The organism is Streptomyces ziwulingensis, from assembly GCF_039542605.1.
GTDB classification, from domain to species: domain Bacteria; phylum Actinomycetota; class Actinomycetes; order Streptomycetales; family Streptomycetaceae; genus Streptomyces; species Streptomyces ziwulingensis.
In genome coordinates, this window is record NZ_BAABIG010000039.1 from 16468 (window position 1) to 40279 (window position 23812).

Here is a 23812-nt window from a genome sequence, read left to right on the forward strand (position 1 = left end):
ACGGCCATCCTGCCCGCCGCCCGCGTCACTCGCAGCCCACTCCGTCACCGTCCCGGTCCAAGTGCCGTCCGTACCCCGCATCGCCCGCGTGCACGGGAGCCGCGCCCGCCGCCCGGGCGGCGTCGCAGTTCTGGTAGTAGACGCTGCCGCCCTCGCCGCTGCCGCCGCCGCTCCCGGTGTCGGGCGCCGTCTCCTCGGTCACCGTCGCCGTCGCCGTCTTCGTGACCCGCACCTCCACCGTCGCCGTGGCGGTCACCGTCTCCGCGGGCCTGGGCTCCGGGGTCTCGGTCGCCGTCGCGGTCGCCGTGGCCGTGGCCGTCACGGTGACGGCCGGACGCGGGGCGGCGGCGGCCGGTTCGGCGTCGCCGGTCGCGTTCCCGCCGTCACCCCCGGCGCCGATCCCGGCACCCAGCACCAGAGCCAGCCCGAGCGCGGGCAGGACGTACCGCTTCCGCGCCCACCTGGGCCCGGGCGGGGGGCCGGGGACGTACGGCGGCGGAGGCGGGTAGTACGGGCTGGTCATGTGTCCCCCCTGGGATGGTGTGTCAGGGGGTCGACGGTAGGGCGGGGCCCGTTGCTGTGAAGGTCATGTGATGGATTCGTGATTCATTCGTCCCGGGTCGGGGGCCCGGCGCTTCGCGGCGTCGGCTTCGCGCGGCCACCCGGCCGAGCGGTTCGTCCGGTGGCACCAGGCTCGTGGCGATCAGAAGAATAGAGACCCCAGGTGCCGGCGCCCACTGCTCGTCGGACAGGCCGGTCCGGCAGGGCTTGCGCTCGCTCACGATGGCCGGCCCAGCCCGCCGCGGTATCCGAGCACGGATGGATGAGGTCGGCCGAGCGGGACCGCCGTCGGCCCCCGTTGTCCGGGCCGGAAGAACCCGGTGCATCCGTCCCGCCCCCTCACGGCGAATAGGTCACGGCCGGGTCCATGCCCGGAACGAGAGGGGGAGGTGTCGTGGCGGCGCACGAGTCACGGTCCGTCGAGGCCGGGTTGTCCGCCGAGTGCGGGCTCGCGAGGACGCCCGGGTACGAGGATCTGCACGGGGACTGCCGGCAGTTGGCGGACGTGTCGATGCCGGGGGCCGCGGCGGTGCTGTTGCTGCCGCGGTGCCGCTGTGCGTGTCATCACGCCCGTCCGGCGCCGGAGCGGGTGTCCTGAGACCCGTTCCGGCGCCGGAGCGGGTCAGGAGCGGAACGGGCCCTTCACCTCGTACGTGATCCCGCCCGACGAACTCCCGCTCGTGCCCCGCTGGCTGGAGAAGTACAGCCGGGTGCCGTCGGGGGAGAAGGCCGGGCCGGTGATCTCGGAGCCGGACTGGCCGTCGAGCCGGAGGAAGGGGGCGATGACGTCGCTCGGGGTGATGACGCAGATCTCCATGGTGCCGCCGTCCTCCGCGACGAACAGGTCGCCGGAGGCGGAGCCGGTGACGTTGTCGACGCCGGTCAGCGGGGCCGTACCGGAGGTCACCAGGGAGTCGTCGTAGGCCAGTTCGATGGTCTGGGCGGCGGCGTTGTACTGCCAGACGCGGTTGTCGCCCTTGGTGGTGAACCAGCAGGTGCCGTCGGCGTAGTGGCAGCCCTCGCCGCCGTTGAAGCGCTTGGCGCCGGAGACCTGGTTGCGGGTGGCGGTGGCGCCGGTCGGGTCGGGGACCCTGGCCCAGGTGACCGGGCCGCTGGTGGCGGTGGACGCGACCATGACCTCCAGCGTGCCGGCCGACAGATCGCCCCAGGTCGCCGGCCGGAAACGGTAGAAGCAGCCGTCGGTGACGTCCTCCGTCAGATAGACGGCCCCGCGGACCGGGTCGGCCGCCGCCGCCTCGTGCTTGAAGCGGCCCATGGCATCCCGGCGCACGGCCGCCTTCGTGCCCCAGGGGTCGGTCTCGTAGACGTAGCCGCGGTCGACCTCCTCGCAGGAGAGCCAGGTGTTCCACGGGGTCTTGCCGCCCGCGCAGTTCTGCCGGGTGCCCGAGAGCACGCGGTACGCCGACGTGACCGTCCCGGAGGACGAGAACCGCACCGCGCTCGCGCCGCCGGAAGGGTTGACCTCCGAGTTCGAGACGTAGATCCAGCCCGTGCCGTCGGCGTAACAGGCGCCGCCGTCCGGGGCGTTGTGCCAGGTGTACGAGGTGCCGGCGACCGTCTGGCCGGACCGGGCGATCACCCGGCCGGTGAAGCCCGACGGGAGCCTGAGGCCGTTCGAGTCCGGCGCGCCGAGCGCGCCGTAGGGGCCGCTGCCGGGCTGGGCCGGCGCGGCGAACGCGGCGCCGCGCCACAGGGTGCCGCCCAGGGCGGCGGAGGTGCCGCCGAGGGCGACCGCACGCAGAAGGGTACGACGTTCCACTCTCACTCCAGAGATGCCGTGACCGCCCGCCCGCCGGATGGCCGCGGGGTCGTGCGGTCACGCAATCTAGGGGAAGGGGATGGCTGAGGCATGGCCACGCCATGTCGCGTCGCCGTACAGGCCCTGGAGCGTGTTTCGCCCTAGCGCTGGGTCCGGCGCGGGCCGCGTCGTTTGTTCGCCGCCAGCAGCAGGCCGCCGCCCGCGAGGACGACCGCGCCGGCGCCCGCCGCGAGGTACGGGGTGGCGTCGCCGCCGCCGGTCGCGGCCAGGTCGGTGTCCCGTGGCGCGGAGCCGGAGTCGGAGCCGACGCCCGCTTCCTCGTCGTCCGCCGGGACGAAGTCCGCCGGGGGGTTGTCGCAGCCGACGCCGTCGCCGTCGCGGTCCAGGTGGGCGCCGTAGTGCTCGTCGCCCTTCTGGATGTTCGCGTATCCGGCCTCGTACGCCTCGGCGCAGTTCTCGAAGGGGTGGCCGCCGTCGTGGGCCAGGGCGGTGGCCGGCAGTGCGGCCAGGACCAGGGCGATGATGGCGACGGCGGCCGGTTTGCGGAGCGGGTTCATGGTCGTCCCCCCGAGTGTGGCGAATGGGATGTGAGGTGACGAACGTACGGAGGCGCCGCGGGTCCGGAGGGGATATGGGCGTCCTGTGATGCGAACGTGACGTGACCGGACGGTAACTCTCCGCTCCCTGCGGGCGCTACCGCGGTCGGCTCAGGTGCGGAGGTGGCTGCGTTCGCCGTGGTGGTCGAGAATGCACAGGATCTCGGCGGGGCCGCGGTCGCCGCGCAGGGCGTGCGGGGTCATGGTGGAGAACGAGGCGGCCTGGCCGGCCTCGACGCGGAGGACGCGGTCGCCGAGATACAGGACGACGGTGCCGGACAGCACGGTGAACCAGTCCCTGCCGGGGTGCACACCGAAGTCCTCGGGGGCGACGTCGCCCGCCTGGTCGGTGAGGCGCATTTTGGCGACGGTCAGACCCTGCGGGCCGTCGTCCTTGCTCAGCAGCCAGGTGGTCAGGCCGCGGCTGTCGTCACGGTCGGGACGGATGACGACGTCGGAGTCGTCGGGTGACTCGACGAGCTGGTCGAGTGACCTGCCCAGTGCCCCGGAGAGGGCGGTGAGCTGGTCGAGGCTGAGGCGGCGGTGACCGGTCTCGATGCGGCTGAGCTGGGAAGGGCTGATGCCCGCGCGTTCGGCGAGGTTGTCCAGCGACCAGCCGCGCGCCCTGCGCAGGGACCTGATCCGCATCCTGACGATTGCGTCCAAAGTCGTTTCTTGCTCCATCGGCAAGAGTCTATGACGAAGCGGCAATGATCCCCCTACCGTCGAGGCATGAACACACCCCACGGCATCCACGGCACCCACGGTCACCTCGGACACGGGCGGGCGAGCGGCTCCGACATCGCGATGGCGCGGATGCTGGAAGCGGACGCCGAAGTCCTGGCGCCCTACCTCACGCGGCTGACCGGCTGGCTCGCCGAGGTCGCCGACCCCGCCCCGGCCCGGATACTGGATCTGGGCAGCGGCCCCGGCACCGGCAGCCTCGCTCTCGCCCACCGGTTCGGCCCGGCCCGGGTGACGGCCGTGGACATCTCCGCGCAGATGCTGCATCGCCTGAACAAGCAGGCCGCCGCACACGGCGTTGCCGGCCGCATCCGGACGCTGGAGGCGGACCTCGACGCGCCCTGGGACGAGATCGGTGCGGGCGGGCCGTACGACCTGGTCTGGGCCGCCGCGTTCCTGCACCACGCGGCCGACCCCGCCCGCACGCTGGCCCAGGCGTTCGAGCGGGTGCGGCCGGGCGGGCTCCTCGCGGTCACCGAGATGGACTTCTTCCCCCGTTTCCTGCCCGAGGACATCGGTATCGGCCGGCCCGGCCTGGAGAGCCGCCTGCACGCCGTCACGAACACCCGGCCGCCCCGGGACTGGACCGGCGAGCTGATGAACGCCGGATTCACGGTCGAGGCGCGCCGCCCCTTCGACATCCGCCTCGACCGCACCCAGGCCGGACCGGCCCTGCCTCGCTACGCCCGGATCTGCCTGCTCAGGCTGCGTTCCCACGCCACCGACGTCCTCGACGCGGACGACCTGGCCGTCCTGGACACCCTGCTGGACGAAAGCCGGCCGCACGGCATCGCGCGCCGGAACGACCTGAGCGTGAGCACCACCCGCACCACCTGGCTCGCCCGCCGCCCCTGAGCCGCGGCAGGCGGAGGCCCGGCCGTGCTCAGCGCTCCACGGCCACCGCCGTGAACGTCGTCTGCGGTGTCTGCGGGCTGGTGAAGCGGGCGTTGACGAGGTAGAGCCGGTCGCCGAAGCGCGCGGCGGTGGCGGGGACGTCGAAGCGCGGGTCGGTGATCGTGCGGCGCAGGGTGGCCCTGGTGACGGAGGCGTTCAGCGCCCAGACGCTGACCAGGTTGAGGCGGTTCTGTACGACGTACAGCGTGCGGCCGACGCGCACCAGTCCGTCGCCGTTGATCACGTCGGCCGCGCCGGTGAGCGCGATCCGGCGGGCGACGCCCGTGCGCGTGCTGACGTGGAACAGCTCGCCCGGTGTGCTCTTGACGACGATCAGGCCGCGGCCGTCGGGGGTGCCCACGACGCCGTTGGCGTTGTTGACGTCCGGGGTCTGGGTCCAGTCGCCGGTCAGCGGCAGGGCACGGACCGGGCCGGGCCGGCCGCGCGGGACGCCGTACAGGACCGGGCCGCGCGAGTCGGTGAACCAGGCGCGGTCGCCGAGCAGGGTGACATCGTTGATGAAGTGGCCGCTCGGCTCGGTGAGTCGGTGGGTGGCCAGCAGCGTGCCCGAGCGGGCGTCGATGATCCTGGCCGTGCCGCCGCCGCCCCCGGCGACGTACAGCAGACCGTCGCGGTCCAGCTTCAGACCGATGGCGGCCAGACCCGTGCCGCCCTCGTGCAGCACCGCGCCCCGGCCGGTGCGCAGGTCGGTGCGGTGGACCGCGCCGTTCGCGCGGGAGCCCAGGTACGCGTACGGCCGGTCGCCGATGGTGATCCCCTCGGGCAGCCAGCCGTCGGGGAGCGGGAACTCGGTGGGCCAGGGTGCCTTCCCGGATGCCTCGGCCGGACCGGTCCCGGCGACGACCGCGAGGGCGGCGGCGGAACCGCCGAGCACCGCGCGCCGGGACGGCCGGGCGAGGGACGGTCGGGGGTGGGGGTCGCTCATGGTTCGCCTCCGTGACGGGGGTGGGCGTGCGCAACGCGAGCGGCCCCAGTCAAACGCGGTGCCCCGGCGAACTCGACGAGCCGGCCGAACTCGACAGGAGACCGACAGGAGACCGACCGGGGCCCGCCACCCCGCGGCCGGCCCGCCCGCTCCCGCGGCGCGACCACGGCGGCGGGCTCAGGACGCCCGCACCTCGTACGTCGTCACCCGTACCGACTCGTCGTCCAGGCACTGGCCGGAGGAGAGGTCGAAGCGCTGCTTGAGCAGGGGGGAGGCGACGAAGGGGCGGCCCTGGTGGGTGCCGGTCAGGCCGCGGGAGAGGACGCCGGCGCCGCTGAAGGGGTCGCGGTTGTCGATGGCGTACAGCTCGCCGGAGCGGTCGCGGAACAGGGCCACCTGGCGGCCGTCGGGGAGCAGGGCGGCGACGCCCCGGCCGGGGAGCAGCGCGCTCAGGTCGCAGGCGGTGAACCAGCCGTCGGTCAGGCGCAGCCGGACCTTCAGGTCGGTGGTCTCGGGTGCCAGGGTCATCGCTGGGCGCTTCCTTCCAGGGCTTCCATGGGACGGTGGCCGATGTTCAGCAGGGGCAGGTCGGGCTTCATCTGGTCGCGCTCCGGCACGAAGCCGACGACCGGGTCGGGGGTGTCGGGCGCGTTCACGAACGAGACGAACCGGGCGAGCTTCTCGGGGTCGCTGATGGTCGCGGCCCACTCGTCGCGGTAGCCGGCGATGTGCGAGCTCATCAGGGACTCCAGCTCGTCGCAGATGCCGAGCGAGTCGTGCACCACCACGTCCCGGACGTGGCCGAGGCCACCGGGAATCCGCTCCAGCCAGGTGGAGGTGCGCTCCAGCCGGTCGGCGGTGCGGATGTAGAACATCAGGAACCGGTCGATCAGCCGGACCAGTTCGGCGTCCGAGAGGTCCTGCGCGAGGAGGTCGGCGTGGCGCGGGGTGGCGCCGCCGTTGCCGCCGACGTACAGGTTCCAGCCGTTCGAGGTGGCGATGACGCCGAAGTCCTTGGACTGGGCCTCGGCGCACTCGCGGGCGCACCCCGAGACGGCCGACTTCAGCTTGTGCGGGCTGCGCAGGCCCCGGTAGCGCAGCTCCAGGTCGATCGCCATGCGCACCGAGTCCTGGACGCCGTAGCGGCACCAGGTCTGGCCCACGCACGACTTCACCGTGCGCAGTGACTTGCCGTACGCGTGGCCCGATTCGAAACCCGCGTCGACCAGCCGGGCCCAGATCAGCGGGAGCTGCTCGACGCGGGCGCCGAACATGTCGATCCGCTGACCACCGGTGATCTTCGTGTAGAGGCCGAAGTCGCGGGCGATCTCGCCGATGACGATCAGCTTCTCGGGGGCGATCTCCCCGCCGGCGATGCGCGGCACCACCGAGTACGAGCCGTTCTTCTGCAGGTTGGCCAGGAAGTGGTCGTTGGTGTCCTGGAGGGCCGCCTGCTCGCCGTCGAGGACGTAACCGCTCGCGCCGATCACCGGGGCGAGCGAGGCGATGATCGAACCGACCGTCGGCTTGCAGGTCTCGCAGCCGTCGCCGCCCCGGGCCGGTGCACGGCCGTGCCCGTCCAGCAGCTCCCGGTAGGAGGTGATCCGCAGGGCGTGCACGATCTCGTACAGCTCCTCGCGGGTCTGCGCGAAGCAGCCGCACAGGCCCTTGTCGACCTCGACGCCGCCCGCCTCCAGCTCGGCGGTGACGAGCCGGCCGAGCACCTTGACGCAGGAGCCGCAGCCGGTACCGGCCTTGGTGCACTTCTTCACCTCGGGCACGGTGGTGCAGGAGTGCTCCGTCACCGCGCCGCGGATCGCGCCCTTGGAGACGTTGTGGCAGGAGCAGATGACCGCCTCGTCGGGCAGGGCGGAGGGGCCGAGCTGGACCGGGGCGCCCGCGCCGGCGGGGAGGACCAGCGACTCGGGCGCGATCGGCGGCACCGAGCCGGTGAAGGCCCGCAGCGTGCCGTACGCCTCCGCGTCGCCGACCAGGATGCCGCCGAGCAGCGTGCCGTCGCGGCCGATGACCAGCTTCTTGTACAGGCCCGCGCGGGAGTCGGAGTAGACGACGTCCAGGCAGTCCCCGGCGGTGCCGTGCGCGTCGCCGAAGGAGGCCACGTCCACCCCGAGCAGCTTCAGCTTGGTGGACAGGTCCGCGCCCGTGAAGGACGCCTCGTCCTCGGCGAGGGTCGCGGCGACCGTCACCGCCTGCTCGTAACCGGGGGCGACCAGGCCGTACACCCGGCCGTCGGCGGCCAGCGCGCACTCGCCGATCGCGAAGACGCGCGGGTCGGTGACCGTGCGGCACTGCTCGTCCACGCTGATGCCGCCGCGCTCGCCGACCGCCAGACCACAGTCGCGGGCGAGCTGGTCGCGGGGGCGGACACCGGCGCTGAAGACCACCAGGTCGGTGGCGAGTTCGGAACCGTCGGACAGCTTCATGCCGGTGACCGCGCCGTCCTCGCCGACCACGATCTCCTGCGTGCCCACGCCGGTGTGCACGCTCAGGCCCATCTCCTCGATGGTGCGCAGCAGCGCCGCGCCGCCGCCGTCGTCGACCTGGACGGGCATCAGCCGGGGCGCGAACTCCACGATGTGGGAGGTCAGGCCGAGCCCCTTCAGCGCGCCCGCCGCCTCCAGGCCGAGCAGGCCGCCGCCGACCACCGCGCCGGTCGTGGCGGTCTTCGCGTAACTCTCGATGGCGAGGAGGTCCTCGATCGTGCGGTAGACGAAACAGCCCTCGGCGTCCTTGTTCGGCACCGGCGGCACGAACGGGTAGGAGCCGGTGGCCAGCACCAGGATGTCGTAGTCGAAGACCTCGCCGGAGCGGGCGGTGACCCGGCGGGCCGTACGGTCGACGGTCTCGGCCGGGTCGCCGATCCGCAGCTCGATGCCGTGCTCCTCGATGAACGCCATGTCGGTCATCGACAGGTCCTCGGGCGTGTTGCCCGAGAAGTACGAGGTGAGCGCCACCCGGTCGTACGCCGGACGCGGCTCCTCGCAGAGCACGACCACGCGGTGGGTGCCGGTCAGACCGCGCTCGGCGAGCGCCTCCAGGAAGCGCTGGCCGACCATGCCGTGGCCGACGAGCACGAGCGTGGGGGTCGTCCCCGGGGTGGCGGTCATCAGGAGCCTCCGTCATTGGTGAGCAGGTGGAGCAGGGGGGCACCGTCGGAGGGCAGCGGCTCTGCTCCCTCCCAGGCGCGCGCCAGCGCGCCCACGGTGCCGAGTTCGCCGACAAGGACCCCGCCCACCAGGCGGTCGTCACGGACGACGACCTTGCGGTACGTGCCGCGGGTGGCGTCGGTGAGCTGCACGACGTCGTCGCCGGGGCGGGGGTCGACCTCACCGAACGCGGCGAGGTCGAACGGGGAGGGGGCGAAGGGGGAGGGGGCGAACGGGGAGGGGGGCGTGGGGTGGCCGGTGAGGGTGAGGCGGGTCAGGGAGCGGGTGCCGGTGTAGCGGGCGTCCGCGCGGCCGGCCAGCGCCTCGGCGAGGACACCGGCCTGTTCGAGGGCCGGGGCGGCGAGCCCGTACAGCGTCTCCCCGTGCTGCGCGCAGTCGCCGATCGCCCGGATCCGCGGGTCGGAGGTGCGCAGTTCGTCGTCGACGACGACGCCCTTGCGGACCTCCAGGCCCGCCGCCTGGGCGAGGCCGACGCGCGGGCGGACACCGCAGGCGAGGACCACCAGGTCGGCGTCGAGGGTGTACCCGTCGCTCAGTTCCACCGAGCGCACCGCGCCGCCGACGCAGCCCACGTCCCGCACCCGGCACTCGGTGTGCACCTCGACCCCGAGGTCGCCCAGGTGGCGCCGGACCAGTTTCGAGGCGGACGGGTCGAGCTGCCGTTCCATCAGCCGCTCGGACTGCTGGGCGAGGACGACCTGCGCGCCGCGCACGGCCAGCGCGCGGGCCGCGGAGACCCCGAGGAGTCCGCCGCCGATGACGACCGCCCGCACGCCCGGCCGCAGCGCCTTCGACAGGCCCAGGCAGTCGTCCATGGTGCGGAACGCGTGCACGCCCTCCGGCAGCGCGTGCTCCGGTGTCTCGCGCCCGGTGGCGAACAGGCCGCGCAGGGGCGGCAGTACGGGGTTGGAGCCGGTCGCCAGGACCAGCGTGTCGTATGCGATCACCGAGCCGTCGGCGCAGGTGACGGTCCGGGCCGCGCGGTCGACGCCGGTGACCCGGCCGCGGACCAGCGAGGCGGGCGCGGGCAGCGCGATGACCTCGGCGCCGTACCGTCCGGCCAGCACCTCGGCGAGCAGCACCCGGTTGTAGGGCCGGTGTTCCTCCTCGCCGACGAGCGTCACGGGCGTGCCCAGCTCGTGCAGCCGGCGGGCGAGTGTCACGCCCGCGAGGCCGGCGCCGATCACCACCACACGCGTATTCGAGGTCATGTCATCGAGCGTGCGGTGCCGGTGTTACCCGGTGGCATCACGTCTGTTTCCCGCGGGGAACGCTGCCCTCAGCGGGGGAGGGGGGTGGGTGTGAGGGGAGCGGGTCGGCCGGCCGAGGGCAAGCTCAGAAGATCCTCAGCTCCGTGGACGGTGCGTCCGCCCGCTTCGTAGGGTCGGGCGCATGACCGACCTGGCCCCGACCACCCTCGCACTGCTGTGCGCCGCCGCCCTCGCGGCCGGCTGGATCGACGCCGTGGTGGGCGGCGGCGGACTGCTGCTCCTGCCCGCGCTGCTGCTCGGCCTGCCGGCCGGTACCCCGGCGGCGCACGCCCTCGGCACCAACAAGGCGGTCGCCATCGTCGGCACCCTGGGCGCGGCCGTGACATATACGCGCAAGGCGCCGGTCGACGTGCGCACCGCCGTCCGCATCGGGCTGGCGGCGCTCGCGGGCTCCTCCGGCGGCGCCTTCCTCGCCGCCGGGATGAGCACCGAGGTGCTCAAGCCGGTGATCATGGTGGTGCTGCTCGCCGTCGCGGCCTTCGTGATCCTGCGCCCCGCCTTCGGCACGGCCCCCGCCACCGGCCCGGCCGGCCCGCGCCGCGTCCTCGCCGCGATCGGTCTGGCGGGCCTCGGCATCGGCTTCTACGACGGTCTGATCGGCCCCGGCACCGGCACCTTCCTGGTCCTGGCCCTCACCGCCGTACTCCACCTCGACCTGGTGACCGCCTCCGCCACCGCGAAGATCGTCAACTGCTGCACCAACGCCGGCGCCCTCGCCATGTTCGCCTGGCAGGGCGCCGTGCTGTGGCAACTGGCCGCCTTGATGGCCGTCTTCAACCTGGCGGGCGGCACCCTCGGCGCGCGCACCGCCCTGAAGCACGGCAGCGGCTTCGTCCGGATCGTGCTGCTGGTGGTCGTGTTCGCGATGGTGGCGAACATGGCGTACGAGCAGTGGGTGGCGTAGGGCCGCCGCGACACCTGCCTTCGGTACGACGCCTGCTTTCGGTACGCCGCGACGCGCCGTCGGTCGCCGGTCCGGGCGGTCGGGGTGCCGGTGCTGCATCCTCGGGACGGTCATGGAGAAGACCCACGCCGGTGCCCCCGGGCCAGACCGTCACCCCGACCCCGGTCAGCAACTCGACCGTGGACCCGACCGTGAACTCGTCGAGGCCGCGACCCGGGTCGCCCGTACCCGCTGCCGGGGTGAGCGCCACACCGTGGCGGCGGCGGCCCGCGCCCGGGACGGCCGGATCGTCACCGCGCTGAACGTCTACCACTTCACGGGCGGCCCCTGCGCCGAGCTGATCCTCATCGGCGCCGCCGCCGCCGAGGGCGCCTACGAACTGGACACCGTCGTCACCGTGGCCGACCGCGACCGGGGGATCGTTCCCCCGTGCGGCCGGTGCCGGCAGATCCTCCTCGATTACTTCCCCGCCCTTGAGGTCATCGTCGGCGCCGAGGGCGACCGCGTCCGGACCGTCCGCATCGCCGACCTGCTGCCCGAGAGCTATGTCTGGGCCGACCAGCAGGCTGAGACCGGGACCGGGACCGGGGCCGGGGCCGGGTGACCCTCTGCCTCCTGCCCGCGCCCTCCCGGGCCCTCACCGCGTGCCCGTCAGATGGGCGAAGACGACGACGTTCCCCCGGTAACCCGTCGCCGGGGAGTAGCCGCCGCCGCAGGTGATGACCCGCAGTTCTGGGCGGGCCGCCGCGCCGTACACCTTCGCGTCGGGGAAGGCGCGGGCCTCGTACACCTCGACCGCGTCCACCGTGAACACCGCGACCGTGCCGTCCCGCCGGGCCACCTCGACGACGCCGCCCCGCTTGAGGGCGCCGAGCCGGTAGAAGACCGCCGGTCCCTCGTCGTTGTCCACGTGCCCGGCGACGATCGCGGTGCCCTTCTCGCCGGGTGTGGTGCCGGCCTCGTACCAGCCCGCGAGGTTCTCACGTTCGGTGGGCGGTACGTCGAGGCTGCCGGTGGGGGTCAGGCCGAGCCCGGTCAGCGGGGCGTCCACGCTGATCGCCGGGACGCGGATGCGGTCGGGCGGGGAGGGCGGCAGCGCGGGCGCGGCGGGCGCCTGGCGGTCGTGGCCGGTGCGGGCCTCGGCGGCGGAGGGCTGCGGGGGCTCGGCCGAGGCGCCGTCGCGCAGCAGCCAGGCCCCGGAGCAGAGGGCGACCGCGGTCACGGCGGCTATGGCGGTGTTGCCGAACCTGCGCATGACGACCCCTCGTGGTCAGGGTCCCCTGCCCCCTCCGGGCCGCGAGGGGCGTCGGACCCGGAGGGGGTGGGGAAGTGCGGTACCGGCGGACGGGCAGCGGAGGGTGCCCGTCACATCCCGTCGCCTCTCGCCCGGCGATGCAGGAGCCAGGTACCGCCCGCGGCGGCGACGGCGAGAGCCGCCACGCCGGCCGCGGTCCGCACGGGATCGGGGCCGAGAGCGCCACCGACCCCCGTCTTCACGCTTCCTCTGGGGTACACCTGCCCGGCCTGCGCCAGCGTGACCACCAGGTCGCCCGTCACCCGCCGCGCACCCTCGGCGCAGACGGCGACGATCTCGTACGTCCCCGGCTGGGCGCCCGGCGGCACCCGGAACCCGCCGGTCGTCACGCCGCCGTCGCCCCCCGGCGCCAGCGTGAACGGGCCGGCGCCCACCGCGCCGGCGTCGCCCGAAGCCGTCCCGGCGGCGCCGCACGCCGCCGTGTCCACCGCGGCCCGGCCGCCCGGCACCACCGTGGACGGACGGATGTCCAGCCGGCCGGCGGCACCCTCCGCGCCCTCCACCCCCTCCGCGCCCTGCGAGCCCCCGGCGTACGCGGGCGCCGCGACGGCGATACCGGCGGTGGCGGTGAGCGTGACGGTGGCGCCGAGTGTGACGGTGGCGGCGAGCGCGGTACCGGTCAGCAGACGGGCGGTACGTCGCATCGGTGCTCCCTCGACCTGTCGGTGTCGTGTCTGTCCCCTGCCACTCCGAGGTAAGTGGCAGCGGGCCGCGCCCGCTTCCCGAGAGCGCGTCAGGAGTGTGCCGAACGGGTGGCGCACGATCCGGAACCGGTCCGCACCCGACTCCGTTTCGGCAGGTCACCGGCGTGCCACGACCGAGCACCCGAGAAGAACGCGAAGGGCGTACGGCACGGGTGTGAACGGGTGAGCGCCCGCACCGGAAGAACCTCGTCCGACGTGCGTTCAGCCGGTTTCCCGGCCGCCGACCGTCTCCAGCCGCACCGCGCACACCTTGAACTCCGGCATCCGCGAGGTCGGGTCCAGCGCCGGGTTGGTCAGGGTGTTGGCGCGGCCCTCGCCCGGCCAGTGGAACGGCATGAAGACGGTGTCGGGGCGGATGCCGGCCGTGATCCGGGCCGGCGCCACGGCGCGCCCCCGGCGGGAGACCACGGCCAGCGGGTCGCCCTCGGCCGCGCCGAGCCGCGCCGCCAGACGCGGGTGCAGCTCCACGAACGGGCCCGGCGCGGCGGCGTTCAGCTCCTCGACCCGCCGGGTCTGGGCACCGGACTGGTACTGCGCCACGACCCGGCCGGTGGTCAGCAGCACCGGGTACTCCTCGTCGGTCTCCTCGGCGGCCGGCCGGTGCGAGACGGCCACGAAGCGGGCCCGCCCGTCGTCGGTGGCGAACCGGTCGAGGAAGAGACGCGGAGTACCGGGGTGCACGTCGGGCAAGGCGGCGGAAACCGAAGCGGCCGGAGTAGCCGAAGCGGCCGGAGTAGCCGGAGTAGCCGGCGTGACGGGAGCGGCCGAAGCGGCCGGAGTAGCTGGAGTGACCGGAGTGCCCAGAGTGGCCGACATGACGGAAGTGGCCGACGAGACCGGCGCCGGACACGGCCAGAACACCCCGTTCTCCTCCGCCAGCCGGCGGTACGTGATGCCGGAGTAGTCCGCCGGGCCGCCCGCGCTCGCCCGGCGCAGCTCCTCGAAGACCTCCTCGGGGTCGACCGGGAAGCCCTTCTCCACGCCCAGCCGGTCGGCGAGTGCGTGCAGCACCTCCAGGTCGCTGCGGACGCCGTCCGGCGGGGGGAGCGCCCGGCGCCGCAGCAGCACCCTGCCCTCCAGGCTGGTCGTCGTGCCGCTCTCCTCCGCCCACTGCGTCACCGGCAGGACCACGTCCGCCAGTTCCGCCGTCTCCGACAGCACCACGTCGCACACGGCGAGGAAGTCGAGCGAGCGCAGCCGCTCCTCCACATGGGCCGCGCGGGGCGCCGACACCACCGGGTTGGACCCCATCAGCAGCAGCGACCGTACGTCCGTGCCGAGCGCGTCGAGCAGTTCGTACGCGCTGCGCCCCGGCCCCGGCAGGGAGTCCGGGTCGACGCCCCACACCTCGGCGACGTGCCGCCGCGCCGCCGGGTCGGTCAGCTTGCGGTAACCGGGGAGCTGGTCGGCCTTCTGCCCGTGCTCGCGCCCGCCCTGCCCGTTGCCCTGCCCGGTCAGGCAGCCGTAACCCGACAGGGGCCGCCCGGCCCGCCCGGTCGCCAGGCACAGGTTGATCCACGCGCCCACCGTGTCGGTGCCCTTGGACTGCTGCTCGGGCCCGCGCGCGGTGAGCACCATCGCCGCCTCGGGCGCGCAGAACATCCGTACCGCCTCGCGCAGGTCGGGCACGGACACGCCGGTGAGCCGCTCCACCTGCTCCGGCCAGTGCGCCATCGCCGCCGCCCGCGCCTCCTCCCAGCCGGAGGTGCGCTCGCGCACGTACTCCTCGTCCACCCGCCCCTCGGCGACCACCAGGTGCAGCAGCCCCAGCGCGAGGGCCAGGTCGGTGCCTGGCCGGGGCGCCAGGTGCAGGTCGGCCTGCTCGGCCGTCCGGGTCCGGCGCGGGTCCACGACGATCAGCGTGCCGCCGTTCTCCCGCAGCTCGCGGAAGAACCGCAGCGACGGCGGCATGGTCTCCGCGAGGTTGGAGCCGACCAGGATCACGCACCCGGTGCGGGGGATGTCCTCCAGGGGGAACGGCAGCCCCCGGTCGAGGCCGAACGCCTTCGTGCCGGCCGCCGCCGCGGACGACATGCAGAACCGCCCGTTGTAGTCGATCTGCGAGGTACCGAGCACCACGCGTGCGAACTTCCCCAGCGCGTACGCCTTCTCGTTGGTCAGCCCGCCCCCGCCGAACACCCCGAGCGCGTCCGGTCCGTACGTGTCGCGCACCCGGCTGAGGTGCGCCGCGATCCGGTCCAGCGCCTCGTCCCAGCCCGCCGCCACCAGCGTGCCGTCGGCGGAGCGCACCAGCGGCGAGGTCAGCCGCACGCGCGAGGAGAGCACCTCGGGCGCCGTACGGCCCTTGCCGCACAGCGCGCCCCGGTTCACCGGGAAGTCCGTCCGCTCGCTCACCTCGACCGTCCCGTCGGCGGCGGCCGTCAGATTCATCCCGCACTGCAGGGCGCAGTACGGGCAGTGCGTGGGCGTCGCGGCATTCGGCATGCCTTCCACGGTGCGTCGTGCGTGTTACGCGGCCTGCGGCCCCTTGTTACGCGGCCGGGACAGGGACCTCCCCGCCGCCGCCCGCCCACCGTGAGGGACCCGCGGCCCCAGGCCATCGGCCCGGGCCGGCGGCCCAGGTCACCGCGGGGCGTCCAGAGCCCGCGCCACCCCGGGCTCCCTCGGCCCGAGGAAGTGCGGGTCGGGTCGGACCGCCGCGTCCCACGCCGCCTTGCCGGCCGCGAGGACCTCCCGGGCGGCCCCGTAGTATCAGGTCGCGTCGTGCCGGTCGGCGGCCCCGACGCCGTACGAGGCCACCCCCGCCGCCCGGCACAGCGCCACCGCCCGCCGGAGGTGGAAGCCCTGGCTGATCAGGACGGCCCGGTCGACCCCGAAGATCTTCTTCGCGCGGACGCAGGAGTCCCAGGTGTCGAAGCCCGCGTAGTCGCTGACGATCCGCGCGCCGGGCACGCCGTGCCGGACCAGGTAGGCGCGCATGGCGTCCGGCTCGTCGTACTCCTCGCGGCTGTTGTCCCCGGTGACCAGGACCACCTCGATCCGCCCGGCCCGGTACAGCTCGGCCGCCGTGTCCAGCCGGTGCGCGAGATACGGCGACGGCTCGCCGTCCCACAGCCCGGCGCCGAACACCACGGCGACCTCGGTGCGCTCCACGTCGCCCGCGGTGCGCAGCCGGTCGTCCGTCACCAGCCGCAGCCACGCCCCCGGCAGCAGCACCAGTACGCACCCGGCCACCACCGCCCGCAGCAGGCGACGGCGCCCCGCGCGTGTGCGCGGCAACCACGGTACGCGCACTCCTCGACGGCCCATCGCCGCTCGCCCCCTCCCCGCTCGCCCCGACCCTGACAGACGCCCGGCCCGCCCTTCCGGTTCACTCCCGGCCGGTGACCCGCCTCCCTCCGGCGCGGTGAACCGGCAGGTCACGCCGCCTCACACCGCGCACCTCCCGCCGGTGAACCCCCGGAAAACCTCCGTGACGCCCATGCAACGGGGTGGCAACCTCCCGGCGTCACGATCGACGGCATGACGGTGACGACGATGAGCAGCAGGACGCGCGGGACGAGCCCGACGACCGGTCCGGACGGCGGGCCCGCCCTGGTCGTCGTCGCCCACGGCAGCCGCGACCCGCGCGCCCTGGCCACCGTGAGCGCCCTCCTCGACCGGGTCCGCGCCCTGCGCCCCGGCCTGTCCGTGCGCCTGGGGCACATCGAGCTGAACGAGCCGCTCCTCCCCGACACGCTCGCCGCCCTCGGTGACGGTCCGGCCGTTCTGGCACCGCTGCTGCTCAGCCGCGGCTACCACGTCAAACGGGACATCCCCGAGATGGCCGCCCGGTCCCCGGCCCGCACCCGCGTGGCCGCCCCGCTCGGCCCGCACCCCCTCCTCGTCGACGCCCTGCACGACCGGCTGGCCGAGGCCGGCTGGCACCGCCGCCGAGGGGACGCGGTCGTCCTGGCCGCCGCCGGCTCCCGGGACCCGGAGTCGGCCGTCGACACCGGCCGCACGGCCCGCCTGCTCGCCGCCCGCCTCGGCGTCCCGGTCCTCCCCGCCTACGCCACCACCGCCACCCCCACCGTGCCGGAGGCGGTCAGCGCCCTGAGGGGCCGCGGGCACCGGAACATCGCCGTGGCCTCCTGTTTCACCGCCCCCGGCCGTTTCGCCAGGGAGTGCGCCGCCGCGGCCCCCTGGATCGCCGCGGCCCCCCTCGGCACCCACCCGGCCATGGCCCACCTCCTCCTCCACCGCTACGACGAGGCCCGCACCACCCCGGCGACGACCCTCCCGGCGACGGCCCGCTGGCAACTGGCGTCCGCCTGAGGCCGTGACCCCGGTCACGACGGCCGGACGCCCGCGCGCACCCCGTACTGTCGTGACATGGAAGGCACCGCACACCCCGCACACCACCCCCCGTACGACCCCACCTCAGTGGCCCGCTGGGCCCCCGAACCGGACAAGCGCCCCGGCCGCACCGCCTTCCAGCGCGACCGCGCCCGGGTCCTGCACTCCGCCGCCCTGCGCCGCCTCGCCGGCAAGACCCAGGTCGTCACCCCCGGCCAGCGCACCCCCGGGTGGGACGCCAGCCCCCGCACCCGGCTCACCCACTCCCTGGAGTGCGCCCAGGTCGGCCGGGAACTCGGCGCGGCCCTCGGCTGCGACCCCGACCTGGTCGAGGCCGCCTGTCTCTCCCACGACCTCGGACACCCCCCTTTCGGCCACAACGGCGAAGAGGCGCTGAACGAGTTCGCGCGGGACTGCGGCGGCTTCGAGGGCAACGCCCAGTCCCTGCGGCTCCTCACCCGGATCGAGCCGAAACGGTTCACCGAGGAACGCTCGGTCGGCCTCAACCTCACCCGCGCCGCCCTCGACGCCGCCACCAAGTACCCCTGGCCGCGCGGCGCCCGCCCCGGCGACCCGGCGTCGGTGAAGTTCGGCGTCTACGAGGACGACCGGCCCGTCTTCGACTGGGTCCGCGAGGGCGCCCCCGCCACCCGTACCTGCTTCGAGGCGCAGGTCATGGACTGGTCCGACGACGTGGCGTACTCCGTGCACGACGTCGAGGACGGCCTGCACGCGGGCCACGTCGACCCGGGCTGTCTGCTCGCCGACCCCGAGCGCGAGGACATCTTCCGGGTCGCCCTCGGCCGGTACGTGCCCGCGGACACCGACCCCGCCGAACTCGCCGAGGCCCTCGACCGCCTCCTCGACATGGAGTGGTGGCCGCACAACTACGACGGCTCGGCCCGCGCCCAGGCCCGTCTGAAGGACGCCACCAGCCAGCTCATCGGCCGGTTCTGCCTGGCCGCCGAGAGCGCCACCCGCGACGCGTACGGCGGCGGGCGGCTCACCCGGTACACCGCGGAGCTGGTCGTGCCCCGCGCGGCCCGCCTGGAATGCGCCGTCCTCAAGGCGGTCGCCGACCGGTACGTGATACAGCGCGCCGAGCAGGAACAGCTCCGCGCCGACCAGCGGATCGTCGTCGCCGAACTGGCCGAGGCACTGGTCGGCCGCGCCCCCGACGGCCTGGAACCCCAGTTCCGCGCCCTGTACGACCGGGCGGCCGACGACCGGGCCCGCAAGCGGGTGATCGTCGATCAGATCGCCTGCCTCACCGACGTCTCGGCCCGGTCCCTGCACGCCTATCTGACAGCGCCGCTCGCCAAACTGAGCTGATCGGGCCACCCCCCTTTCCCGTGACCGGCCCGGTGCGGGACGCTCGCATGTGGCGTAACCCTGACGAGGAGGCAAACAAGTGGTCGACGCGGATCAGACATTCGTCATCGTCGGAGGAGGTCTGGCCGGCGCGAAGGCGGCCGAGACGCTCCGCGCGGAGGGCTTCACCGGCCGGGTGATCCTCATCTGTGACGAACGCGACCACCCCTACGAGCGCCCGCCGCTGTCCAAGGGCTACCTGCTCGGCAAGGAGGACCGCGAGAGCGTCTTCGTGCACGAGCCCGGCTGGTACGCCCGCCACGACGTCGAACTGCACCTCGGGCAGACCGTCGTCGCCGTCGACCGCGCCACCCGGACCGTCCGCTACGGCGACGACGGCACGCGCGTGCGCTACGACAAGCTGCTGCTGGCCACCGGCTCCGAGCCGCGCCGCCTGGACGTCCCCGGCACCGACCTGGCCGGCGTCCACCACCTGCGCCGCCTCGCCCACGCCGAGCGGCTCAAGGGCGTACTGGCCGCCCTGGGCCGGGACAACGGCCACCTCGTGATCGCCGGGGCCGGCTGGATCGGCCTGGAGGTCGCGGCGGCGGCCCGCGAGTACGGCGCCGAGGTCACCGTCGTCGAGCGCGCCCCGACCCCGCTGCACGGCGTCCTCGGCCCCGAGCTGGGCGGCGTCTTCGCCGAACTGCACCAGGCGCACGGCGTCCGCTTCCGCTTCGGCGTCCGGCTGACCGAGATCGTCGGCCAGGACGGGGTGGTGCTGGCCGCCCGTACCGACGACGGCGAGGAGCACCCCGCGCACGCCGTGCTCGCCGCGATCGGCGCCGCCCCGCGCGTCTCCCTCGCCCAGGCGGCCGGCCTGGAGATCGCCGACCACGCCGACGGCGGCGGCATCGTCGTCGACGCCCGGCTGCGCACCAGCGACCCGGACATCCACGCGGCCGGCGACGCCGCCTCCTTCCACCACGCCCTGTTCGACACCCGGCTGCGGGTGGAGCACTGGGCCAACGCCCTCAACGGCGGCCCGGCCGCCGCCCGCGCGATGCTCGGCCAGGACCTTTCCCAGGACCGCGTGCCCTACTTCTTCTCCGACCAGTACGACCTCGGCATGGAGTACTCCGGCTGGGCCCCGCCCGGCTCGTACGACGAGGTGGTGATCCGCGGCGACGCGGGCAAGCGGGAGTTCATCGCCTTCTGGCGCAAGGACGGCCGGGTGCTGGCCGGTATGAACGTGAACGTGTGGGATGTCACAGAGCCGATCCAGAAGCTGATCCGCGCCGGGACCAGGGTGGACACGGAGGCCCTGGCGGACCCCCGCGTGCCCCTCGACAGCCTCGCCGTCCCGTGACCGTCGCCACCGGACCCGGCCGGTCTCCGCTGGTCTCCGCCGGTCCGCGCTGACCGCCGCCGGTCTCCGCCGGTCTGCGCCGGTCGTCGCGACGGGGCTTGTCGGCGCCGCCCCGTAGAATCACCTCGTGGCAGGACGGATCAACGACGAGGACGTGAAGGCGGTACGGGACGCGGTCCCGATCGACGCCGTGGTCTCGGAGTACCTCCAGTTGCGCAACGCGGGCGGCGGCAACCTCAAGGGCCTCTGCCCCTTCCACGACGAGAAGTCCCCGTCCTTCCAGGTCAGCCCGAGCAAGGGTCTCTTCCACTGCTTCGGCTGCCAGGAAGGCGGCGACACCCTCACCTTCGTGATGAAGATCGACCACCTCACCTTCTCCGAGGCGGTCGAGCGCCTGGCCGGCCAGGCCGGCATCACCCTGCGCTACGAGGAGGGCGGGTACAACCCCACCCACCAGCGCGGCGAACGCATCCGCCTGGTCGAGGCCCACAAGATCGCCGCGCAGTGGTACGAGGAGCAGCTCGCCACCTCCGCCGAGGCCGACACCGGCCGGATCTTCCTCGCCGAGCGCGGCTTCGACCAGTCGGCCGCCGCGCACTTCGGCGTCGGCTACAGCCCGCAGGGCTGGGACCACCTCACCCGCTACCTGCGCGGCAAGGGCTTCAGCGACAAGGAACTGCTGCTCTCCGGCCTCGTCCAGGAGGGCCGCCGCGGCCCCATCGACCGCTTCCGCGGCCGGCTGATGTGGCCCATCCGCGACGTCGGCGGCGAGGTCGTCGGCTTCGGCGCCCGCAAGCTGTACGAGAGCGACAACGGCCCGAAGTACCTGAACACGCCCGAGACCCCGATCTACCGCAAGTCCCAGGTCCTCTACGGCATCGACCTCGCCAAGAAGGACATCGCCAAGGCGTCCCGCGCGGTCGTCGTCGAGGGCTACACCGACGTCATGGCCTGCCACCTCGCCGGGGTGACCACCGCCATCGCCACCTGCGGCACCGCGTTCGGCGGCGACCACATCAAGATCCTGCGCCGCCTGCTGATGGACAACGGCTCGGCGCGCGTCATCTTCACCTTCGACGGCGACGCGGCCGGCCAGAAGGCGGCCCTGCGCGCCTTCGAGGACGACCAGAAGTTCGCCGCCGAGACCTACATCGCCGTCGCCCCCGACGGCATGGACCCCTGCGACCTGCGCCTGGCCAAGGGCGACGAGGCCGTCGCCGACCTGGTCCAGCCGCGCACCCCGCTCTTCGAGTTCGCGCTGCGCCAGATCGTCGCCCGCTACGACCTGGACACCCCGGCCGGCCGCGCGGCGGCCCTGGACGAGGCCGCCCCCGTCGTCGCCCGGATCAAGAACAGCGGCGCCCAGCACGAGGTCGCGGTCCAGCTCGCCGGCATGCTCGGCATCCTCGACACGCAGTTCGTGGTCAAGCGGGTCGCCCAGCTCGCCCGCTGGGCCCGCGACCGCGGCGGCGAGCGGGCCGAGCGGGGCGACCGCGGCCCCGCCGCGCGTGGCGGCGGCCTGCAGTACGCCGCCGACCCCGCCCCCCGCTCCCCCCGCGGCCCGGCGCTCAACCTCCGCAACCCCGTCTTCGCCACCGAACGGGAACTGCTCAAGCTCGCCCTCCAGCGCCCCGAACTGGTCTCCCCGGCCTTCGACGCGTACGGCGTCGACGAGTTCACCGCCCCGCCCTACGCCGCCGTCCGCCAGACGATCATGGAGGCGGGCGGCGCCGAACTCGGCGTCGAGGACCCCCAGGACTATCTGGTCCGGGTCCGCGAGGCCGCCCCCGACGACACCGTCCGCGCCATGGTCACCGAGCTGGCGGTGGAGGCGATCATGCTGCACCGGGGTGTGAAGGGCGTCGACGAGATCTACGCGGGCGCCCAGCTCGTCACCGTGCGCCGCCGTGCCGTCGAGCGCCGCATCCGCGACATCACCGGCCGCCTCACCCGCCTCTCCGCCCACGGCGACCCCGCCGAACTCGCCGCCGTACAGAACGAGTTGTGGGTTCTCCAGCAGTACGACCAGGCCCTGCGCGGCCACGGCGCCGCCGCCCTCTGAGCGCCGGGGGCTTCGGTGACCGCCCGCTGCCTGCCGGTCTCCCGGGGATAACCGTGCGGTCACGGGCCGGACGCAAAAAGTCACCGCACGCCCCTCGTGGCGGTGATGTGTCGTACCCCACACTGGGTTGCGGTGCCTGAGTCCTCGGAGTGTGGCCTGTGCGTCCCGGCAGGGGCGGACAGCGGCGAGGCCGCCGACTCCGTCCCCGCAGTACCGCTGCCGCCCCACCTGGCAGCGATCATCCTGGAGGTCGCCCCCCGTGCAGACCCGGATCCAGACGTTGACCCAGACCGACAGCAGCACCGACAGCAGCACCGACCCCAGTACCGCCCCCAGCACCGACGGCACGGAGCCGGACGCCGAGCCGGACACCCTGGCCGCGATGCCCGCGCAGCACCGTGCCGCGCACCACCCGGAGGGCCCGCCCGCCGAGGCGCCCGACGCCCCCGGGACCGAGCCCGTGGCGGCCTCGCCCGCGCGCACCGAGTCCGGCAGCCCCTCCTCGGACCTGTTCCGCCAGTACCTGCGGGAGATCGGCCGCATCCCCCTGCTGACCGCCGCCGAGGAGGTCGACCTCGCCCGCCGCGTGGAGGCCGGCCTGTTCGCCGAGGACAAGCTCCGGCGCACCCCCGACCTGGACAGCAGCCTCGCGCACGACCTGGACCGGCTGGTCGTCCTCGGCCGGATGGCCAAACGCCGCCTGATCGAAGCCAACCTGCGCCTCGTCGTCTCCGTCGCCAAGCGGTACGTGGGACGCGGGCTGACCATGCTCGACCTCGTCCAGGAGGGCAACCTGGGGCTGATCCGGGCCGTGGAGAAGTTCGACTACGCCCGCGGCTACAAGTTCTCCACGTACGCCACCTGGTGGATCCGCCAGGCCATGTCCCGCGCCCTCGCCGACCAGGCCCGCACCATCCGCGTCCCCGTGCACGTCGTGGAGCTGATCAACCGGGTCGTCCGGGTCCAGCGCCGGATGCTCCAGGAACGCGGCTACGAGCCGACCCCGGAGGAGGTCGGCGCCCACCTCGACCTGCTGCCCGAACGGGTCCGCGAGGTCCTGCGCCTGGCCCAGGAACCGGTCTCCCTGCACGCCCCCGTCGGCGAGGAGGACGACGTCGCCCTCGGCGATCTGATCGAGGACGGCGACGCCGCCAGCCCCGTCGAGTCGGCCGCCTTCCTGCTGCTCCGCGAGCACCTGGAAGCCGTCCTCTCCACCCTCGGCGAACGCGAACGCAAGGTCGTCCAGCTCCGCTACGGGCTGGTCGACGGGCGCCCGCGCACGCTGGAGGAGATCGGCCGGATCTTCGGCGTGACCCGCGAGCGGATCCGCCAGATCGAGTCCAAGACCCTCAACAAGCTCCGCGACCACGCCTTCGCCGACCAGCTCCGCGGCTACCTGGACTGAGACCGGAACACGCCCACTAGGCGGTTTTCGAGGGGACGTCGTGGTCGAGGATCCGCACCAGGTCGTCGACGGTGGCGGGCAGGTGCAGGTGCAGCATGCCGAGGTCCAGCCCCTCGTCGCCCAGGACGGTCAGCAGCGCGCGTTCGCCGACGGCCTGGATGAGGACGTGCCGGCCGGCGCAGCGGGTCGTGACGTCGCGCAGCGCGCCGCCGTCGGCCTCGTGGGCCAGCCGCTGTCCGAGGCTGAGGGTGGCGGCGGAGAGCGCCGCGACGGATTCGGGGTGGACGGTCGCCGCGTCCGCGGCGACCAGCAGGCCGTCGCCGGTCGACAGGACGATGTCATGCACTCCCATGACCCGCTCACGCAGAGCGGTCATGATCTCGACGAGGGGATCGGGGTGCGCGGTGCCGGACATGGGACTCCTGGTGTGAGGGGAGGGCTCGTCCAGAGCCGAGGTGATGAT

The 23812-nt window shown here is 74.0% G+C and carries 20 protein-coding genes and 1 pseudogene; 8 read left to right on the top strand and 13 right to left on the bottom strand.

What is annotated here, in order from left to right; translation table 11 throughout:
* Positions 1–25: 25 nt before the first annotated feature.
* The 4 genes from ABEB00_RS19775 to ABEB00_RS19790 all read right to left on the bottom strand — a co-directional run bounded on the left by ABEB00_RS19775 (position 26) and on the right by ABEB00_RS19790 (position 3585).
* Entirely contained in the window at positions 26–523 is a 498-nt protein-coding gene (locus ABEB00_RS19775; protein WP_345621197.1) for an excalibur calcium-binding domain-containing protein, read from the bottom strand.
* A 660-nt stretch (positions 524–1183) separates the two neighbouring features.
* Complete coding sequence (locus tag ABEB00_RS19780; RefSeq protein ID WP_345621198.1) at positions 1184–2341, bottom strand: alkaline phosphatase PhoX; 1158 nt, start codon at positions 2339–2341, stop codon at positions 1184–1186.
* A 140-nt stretch (positions 2342–2481) separates the two neighbouring features.
* Positions 2482–2898, bottom strand: coding sequence for an excalibur calcium-binding domain-containing protein (locus ABEB00_RS19785; RefSeq protein ID WP_345621200.1), 417 nt, complete (start codon positions 2896–2898; stop codon positions 2482–2484).
* Between the two features lie 150 nt (positions 2899–3048).
* Positions 3049–3585 (bottom strand): helix-turn-helix domain-containing protein, encoded by a 537-nt coding sequence (locus ABEB00_RS19790; RefSeq protein WP_345621316.1) that lies wholly within the window; start codon positions 3583–3585, stop codon positions 3049–3051.
* Between the two features lie 84 nt (positions 3586–3669).
* Here ABEB00_RS19790 and ABEB00_RS19795 point away from each other — a divergent pair, with 84 nt between their 5' ends.
* Positions 3670–4536: a class I SAM-dependent methyltransferase gene (locus ABEB00_RS19795; protein WP_345621201.1), complete on the top strand. Its 867-nt coding sequence runs from the start codon at positions 3670–3672 to the stop codon at positions 4534–4536.
* A gap of 28 nt (positions 4537–4564) precedes the next feature.
* On the opposite strand, the gene ABEB00_RS19800 is transcribed toward ABEB00_RS19795, so the two are convergent.
* From ABEB00_RS19800 to ABEB00_RS19815, 4 genes are all read right to left on the bottom strand, one after another.
* Positions 4565–5521: an SMP-30/gluconolactonase/LRE family protein gene (locus tag ABEB00_RS19800; RefSeq protein WP_345621202.1), complete on the bottom strand. Its 957-nt coding sequence runs from the start codon at positions 5519–5521 to the stop codon at positions 4565–4567.
* A 177-nt stretch (positions 5522–5698) separates the two neighbouring features.
* Complete coding sequence (nirD, locus tag ABEB00_RS19805; protein ID WP_345621203.1) at positions 5699–6049, bottom strand: nitrite reductase small subunit NirD; 351 nt, start codon at positions 6047–6049, stop codon at positions 5699–5701.
* A complete protein-coding gene (gene nirB / locus ABEB00_RS19810; protein WP_345621204.1) occupies positions 6046–8649 on the bottom strand; it encodes a nitrite reductase large subunit NirB in 2604 nt (867 codons plus the stop codon). Before nirB ends, nirD begins: the two co-directional genes overlap by 4 nt.
* Positions 8649–9920: an NAD(P)/FAD-dependent oxidoreductase gene (locus ABEB00_RS19815; RefSeq protein ID WP_345621206.1), complete on the bottom strand. Its 1272-nt coding sequence runs from the start codon at positions 9918–9920 to the stop codon at positions 8649–8651. The genes nirB and ABEB00_RS19815 overlap by 1 nt, the downstream gene beginning before the upstream one ends.
* A 181-nt stretch (positions 9921–10101) precedes the next feature.
* Between ABEB00_RS19815 and ABEB00_RS19820 the strand changes: the two genes are divergently transcribed.
* Both ABEB00_RS19820 and ABEB00_RS19825 read left to right on the top strand, forming a co-directional pair.
* Positions 10102–10884: a sulfite exporter TauE/SafE family protein gene (locus ABEB00_RS19820; RefSeq protein ID WP_345621207.1), complete on the top strand. Its 783-nt coding sequence runs from the start codon at positions 10102–10104 to the stop codon at positions 10882–10884.
* A gap of 112 nt (positions 10885–10996) precedes the next feature.
* Positions 10997–11488 (top strand): cytidine/deoxycytidylate deaminase family protein, encoded by a 492-nt coding sequence (locus tag ABEB00_RS19825; RefSeq protein ID WP_345621208.1) that lies wholly within the window; start codon positions 10997–10999, stop codon positions 11486–11488.
* A gap of 33 nt (positions 11489–11521) precedes the next feature.
* Here ABEB00_RS19825 and ABEB00_RS19830 read toward each other — a convergent pair whose 3' ends face one another.
* From ABEB00_RS19830 to ABEB00_RS19845, 4 genes and pseudogenes are all read right to left on the bottom strand, one after another.
* Complete coding sequence (locus ABEB00_RS19830; RefSeq protein WP_345621210.1) at positions 11522–12139, bottom strand: class F sortase; 618 nt, start codon at positions 12137–12139, stop codon at positions 11522–11524.
* 110 nt (positions 12140–12249) lie between these two features.
* Complete coding sequence (locus ABEB00_RS19835) at positions 12250–12843, bottom strand: hypothetical protein (RefSeq protein ID WP_345621211.1); 594 nt, start codon at positions 12841–12843, stop codon at positions 12250–12252.
* 261 nt (positions 12844–13104) lie between these two features.
* Positions 13105–15348, bottom strand: coding sequence for a molybdopterin oxidoreductase family protein (locus ABEB00_RS19840; RefSeq protein WP_345621212.1), 2244 nt, complete (start codon positions 15346–15348; stop codon positions 13105–13107).
* 138 nt (positions 15349–15486) lie between these two features.
* Positions 15487–16173, bottom strand: a pseudogene (locus tag ABEB00_RS19845) (SanA/YdcF family protein).
* Positions 16174–16401: 228 nt separating this feature from the next.
* Here ABEB00_RS19845 and ABEB00_RS19850 point away from each other — a divergent pair.
* The 5 genes from ABEB00_RS19850 (at position 16402) to ABEB00_RS19870 (ending at position 23349) form a co-directional block, all read left to right on the top strand.
* Positions 16402–17181 (top strand): sirohydrochlorin chelatase, encoded by a 780-nt coding sequence (locus ABEB00_RS19850; RefSeq protein WP_345621317.1) that lies wholly within the window; start codon positions 16402–16404, stop codon positions 17179–17181.
* A 57-nt stretch (positions 17182–17238) separates the two neighbouring features.
* Positions 17239–18534 (top strand): deoxyguanosinetriphosphate triphosphohydrolase, encoded by a 1296-nt coding sequence (locus ABEB00_RS19855; protein WP_345621213.1) that lies wholly within the window; start codon positions 17239–17241, stop codon positions 18532–18534.
* Between the two features lie 79 nt (positions 18535–18613).
* Positions 18614–19882 (top strand): NAD(P)/FAD-dependent oxidoreductase, encoded by a 1269-nt coding sequence (locus ABEB00_RS19860; RefSeq protein WP_345621214.1) that lies wholly within the window; start codon positions 18614–18616, stop codon positions 19880–19882.
* Positions 19883–20009: 127 nt separating this feature from the next.
* A complete protein-coding gene (gene dnaG / locus ABEB00_RS19865; protein ID WP_345621215.1) occupies positions 20010–21944 on the top strand; it encodes a DNA primase in 1935 nt (644 codons plus the stop codon).
* A gap of 259 nt (positions 21945–22203) precedes the next feature.
* Positions 22204–23349: an RNA polymerase sigma factor gene (locus ABEB00_RS19870; RefSeq protein ID WP_425586532.1), complete on the top strand. Its 1146-nt coding sequence runs from the start codon at positions 22204–22206 to the stop codon at positions 23347–23349.
* A 16-nt stretch (positions 23350–23365) separates the two neighbouring features.
* Here the strand turns inward: ABEB00_RS19870 and ABEB00_RS19875 are convergent, their stop codons facing one another.
* Positions 23366–23764, bottom strand: a complete 399-nt coding sequence (locus tag ABEB00_RS19875; RefSeq protein WP_345621217.1) for a roadblock/LC7 domain-containing protein — start codon at positions 23762–23764, stop codon at positions 23366–23368.
* Between the last annotated feature and the right edge of the window lie 48 nt (positions 23765–23812).

Excerpts from the sequence above, each read along its gene's own strand:
- nirB (WP_345621204.1), bottom strand. The coding sequence starts at position 8,649 with ATGACCGCCACCCCGGGGACGACCCCCACGCTCGTGCTCGTCGGCCAC.
- ABEB00_RS19785 (WP_345621200.1), bottom strand. The coding sequence starts at position 2,898 with ATGAACCCGCTCCGCAAACCGGCCGCCGTCGCCATCATCGCCCTGGTC.
- ABEB00_RS19830 (WP_345621210.1), bottom strand. The coding sequence starts at position 12,139 with ATGCGCAGGTTCGGCAACACCGCCATAGCCGCCGTGACCGCGGTCGCC.
- ABEB00_RS19800 (WP_345621202.1), bottom strand. The coding sequence starts at position 5,521 with ATGAGCGACCCCCACCCCCGACCGTCCCTCGCCCGGCCGTCCCGGCGC.
- ABEB00_RS19825 (WP_345621208.1), top strand. The coding sequence starts at position 10,997 with ATGGAGAAGACCCACGCCGGTGCCCCCGGGCCAGACCGTCACCCCGAC.
- ABEB00_RS19855 (WP_345621213.1), top strand. The coding sequence starts at position 17,239 with ATGGAAGGCACCGCACACCCCGCACACCACCCCCCGTACGACCCCACC.
- ABEB00_RS19840 (WP_345621212.1), bottom strand. The coding sequence starts at position 15,348 with ATGCCGAATGCCGCGACGCCCACGCACTGCCCGTACTGCGCCCTGCAG.
- ABEB00_RS19790 (WP_345621316.1), bottom strand. The coding sequence starts at position 3,585 with ATGCGGATCAGGTCCCTGCGCAGGGCGCGCGGCTGGTCGCTGGACAAC.
- ABEB00_RS19795 (WP_345621201.1), top strand. The coding sequence starts at position 3,670 with ATGAACACACCCCACGGCATCCACGGCACCCACGGTCACCTCGGACAC.
- ABEB00_RS19820 (WP_345621207.1), top strand. The coding sequence starts at position 10,102 with ATGACCGACCTGGCCCCGACCACCCTCGCACTGCTGTGCGCCGCCGCC.
- ABEB00_RS19815 (WP_345621206.1), bottom strand. The coding sequence starts at position 9,920 with ATGACCTCGAATACGCGTGTGGTGGTGATCGGCGCCGGCCTCGCGGGC.
- ABEB00_RS19775 (WP_345621197.1), bottom strand. The coding sequence starts at position 523 with ATGACCAGCCCGTACTACCCGCCTCCGCCGCCGTACGTCCCCGGCCCC.
- nirD (WP_345621203.1), bottom strand. The coding sequence starts at position 6,049 with ATGACCCTGGCACCCGAGACCACCGACCTGAAGGTCCGGCTGCGCCTG.
- ABEB00_RS19850 (WP_345621317.1), top strand. The coding sequence starts at position 16,402 with ATGAGCAGCAGGACGCGCGGGACGAGCCCGACGACCGGTCCGGACGGC.
- ABEB00_RS19875 (WP_345621217.1), bottom strand. The coding sequence starts at position 23,764 with ATGTCCGGCACCGCGCACCCCGATCCCCTCGTCGAGATCATGACCGCT.
- ABEB00_RS19835 (WP_345621211.1), bottom strand. The coding sequence starts at position 12,843 with ATGCGACGTACCGCCCGTCTGCTGACCGGTACCGCGCTCGCCGCCACC.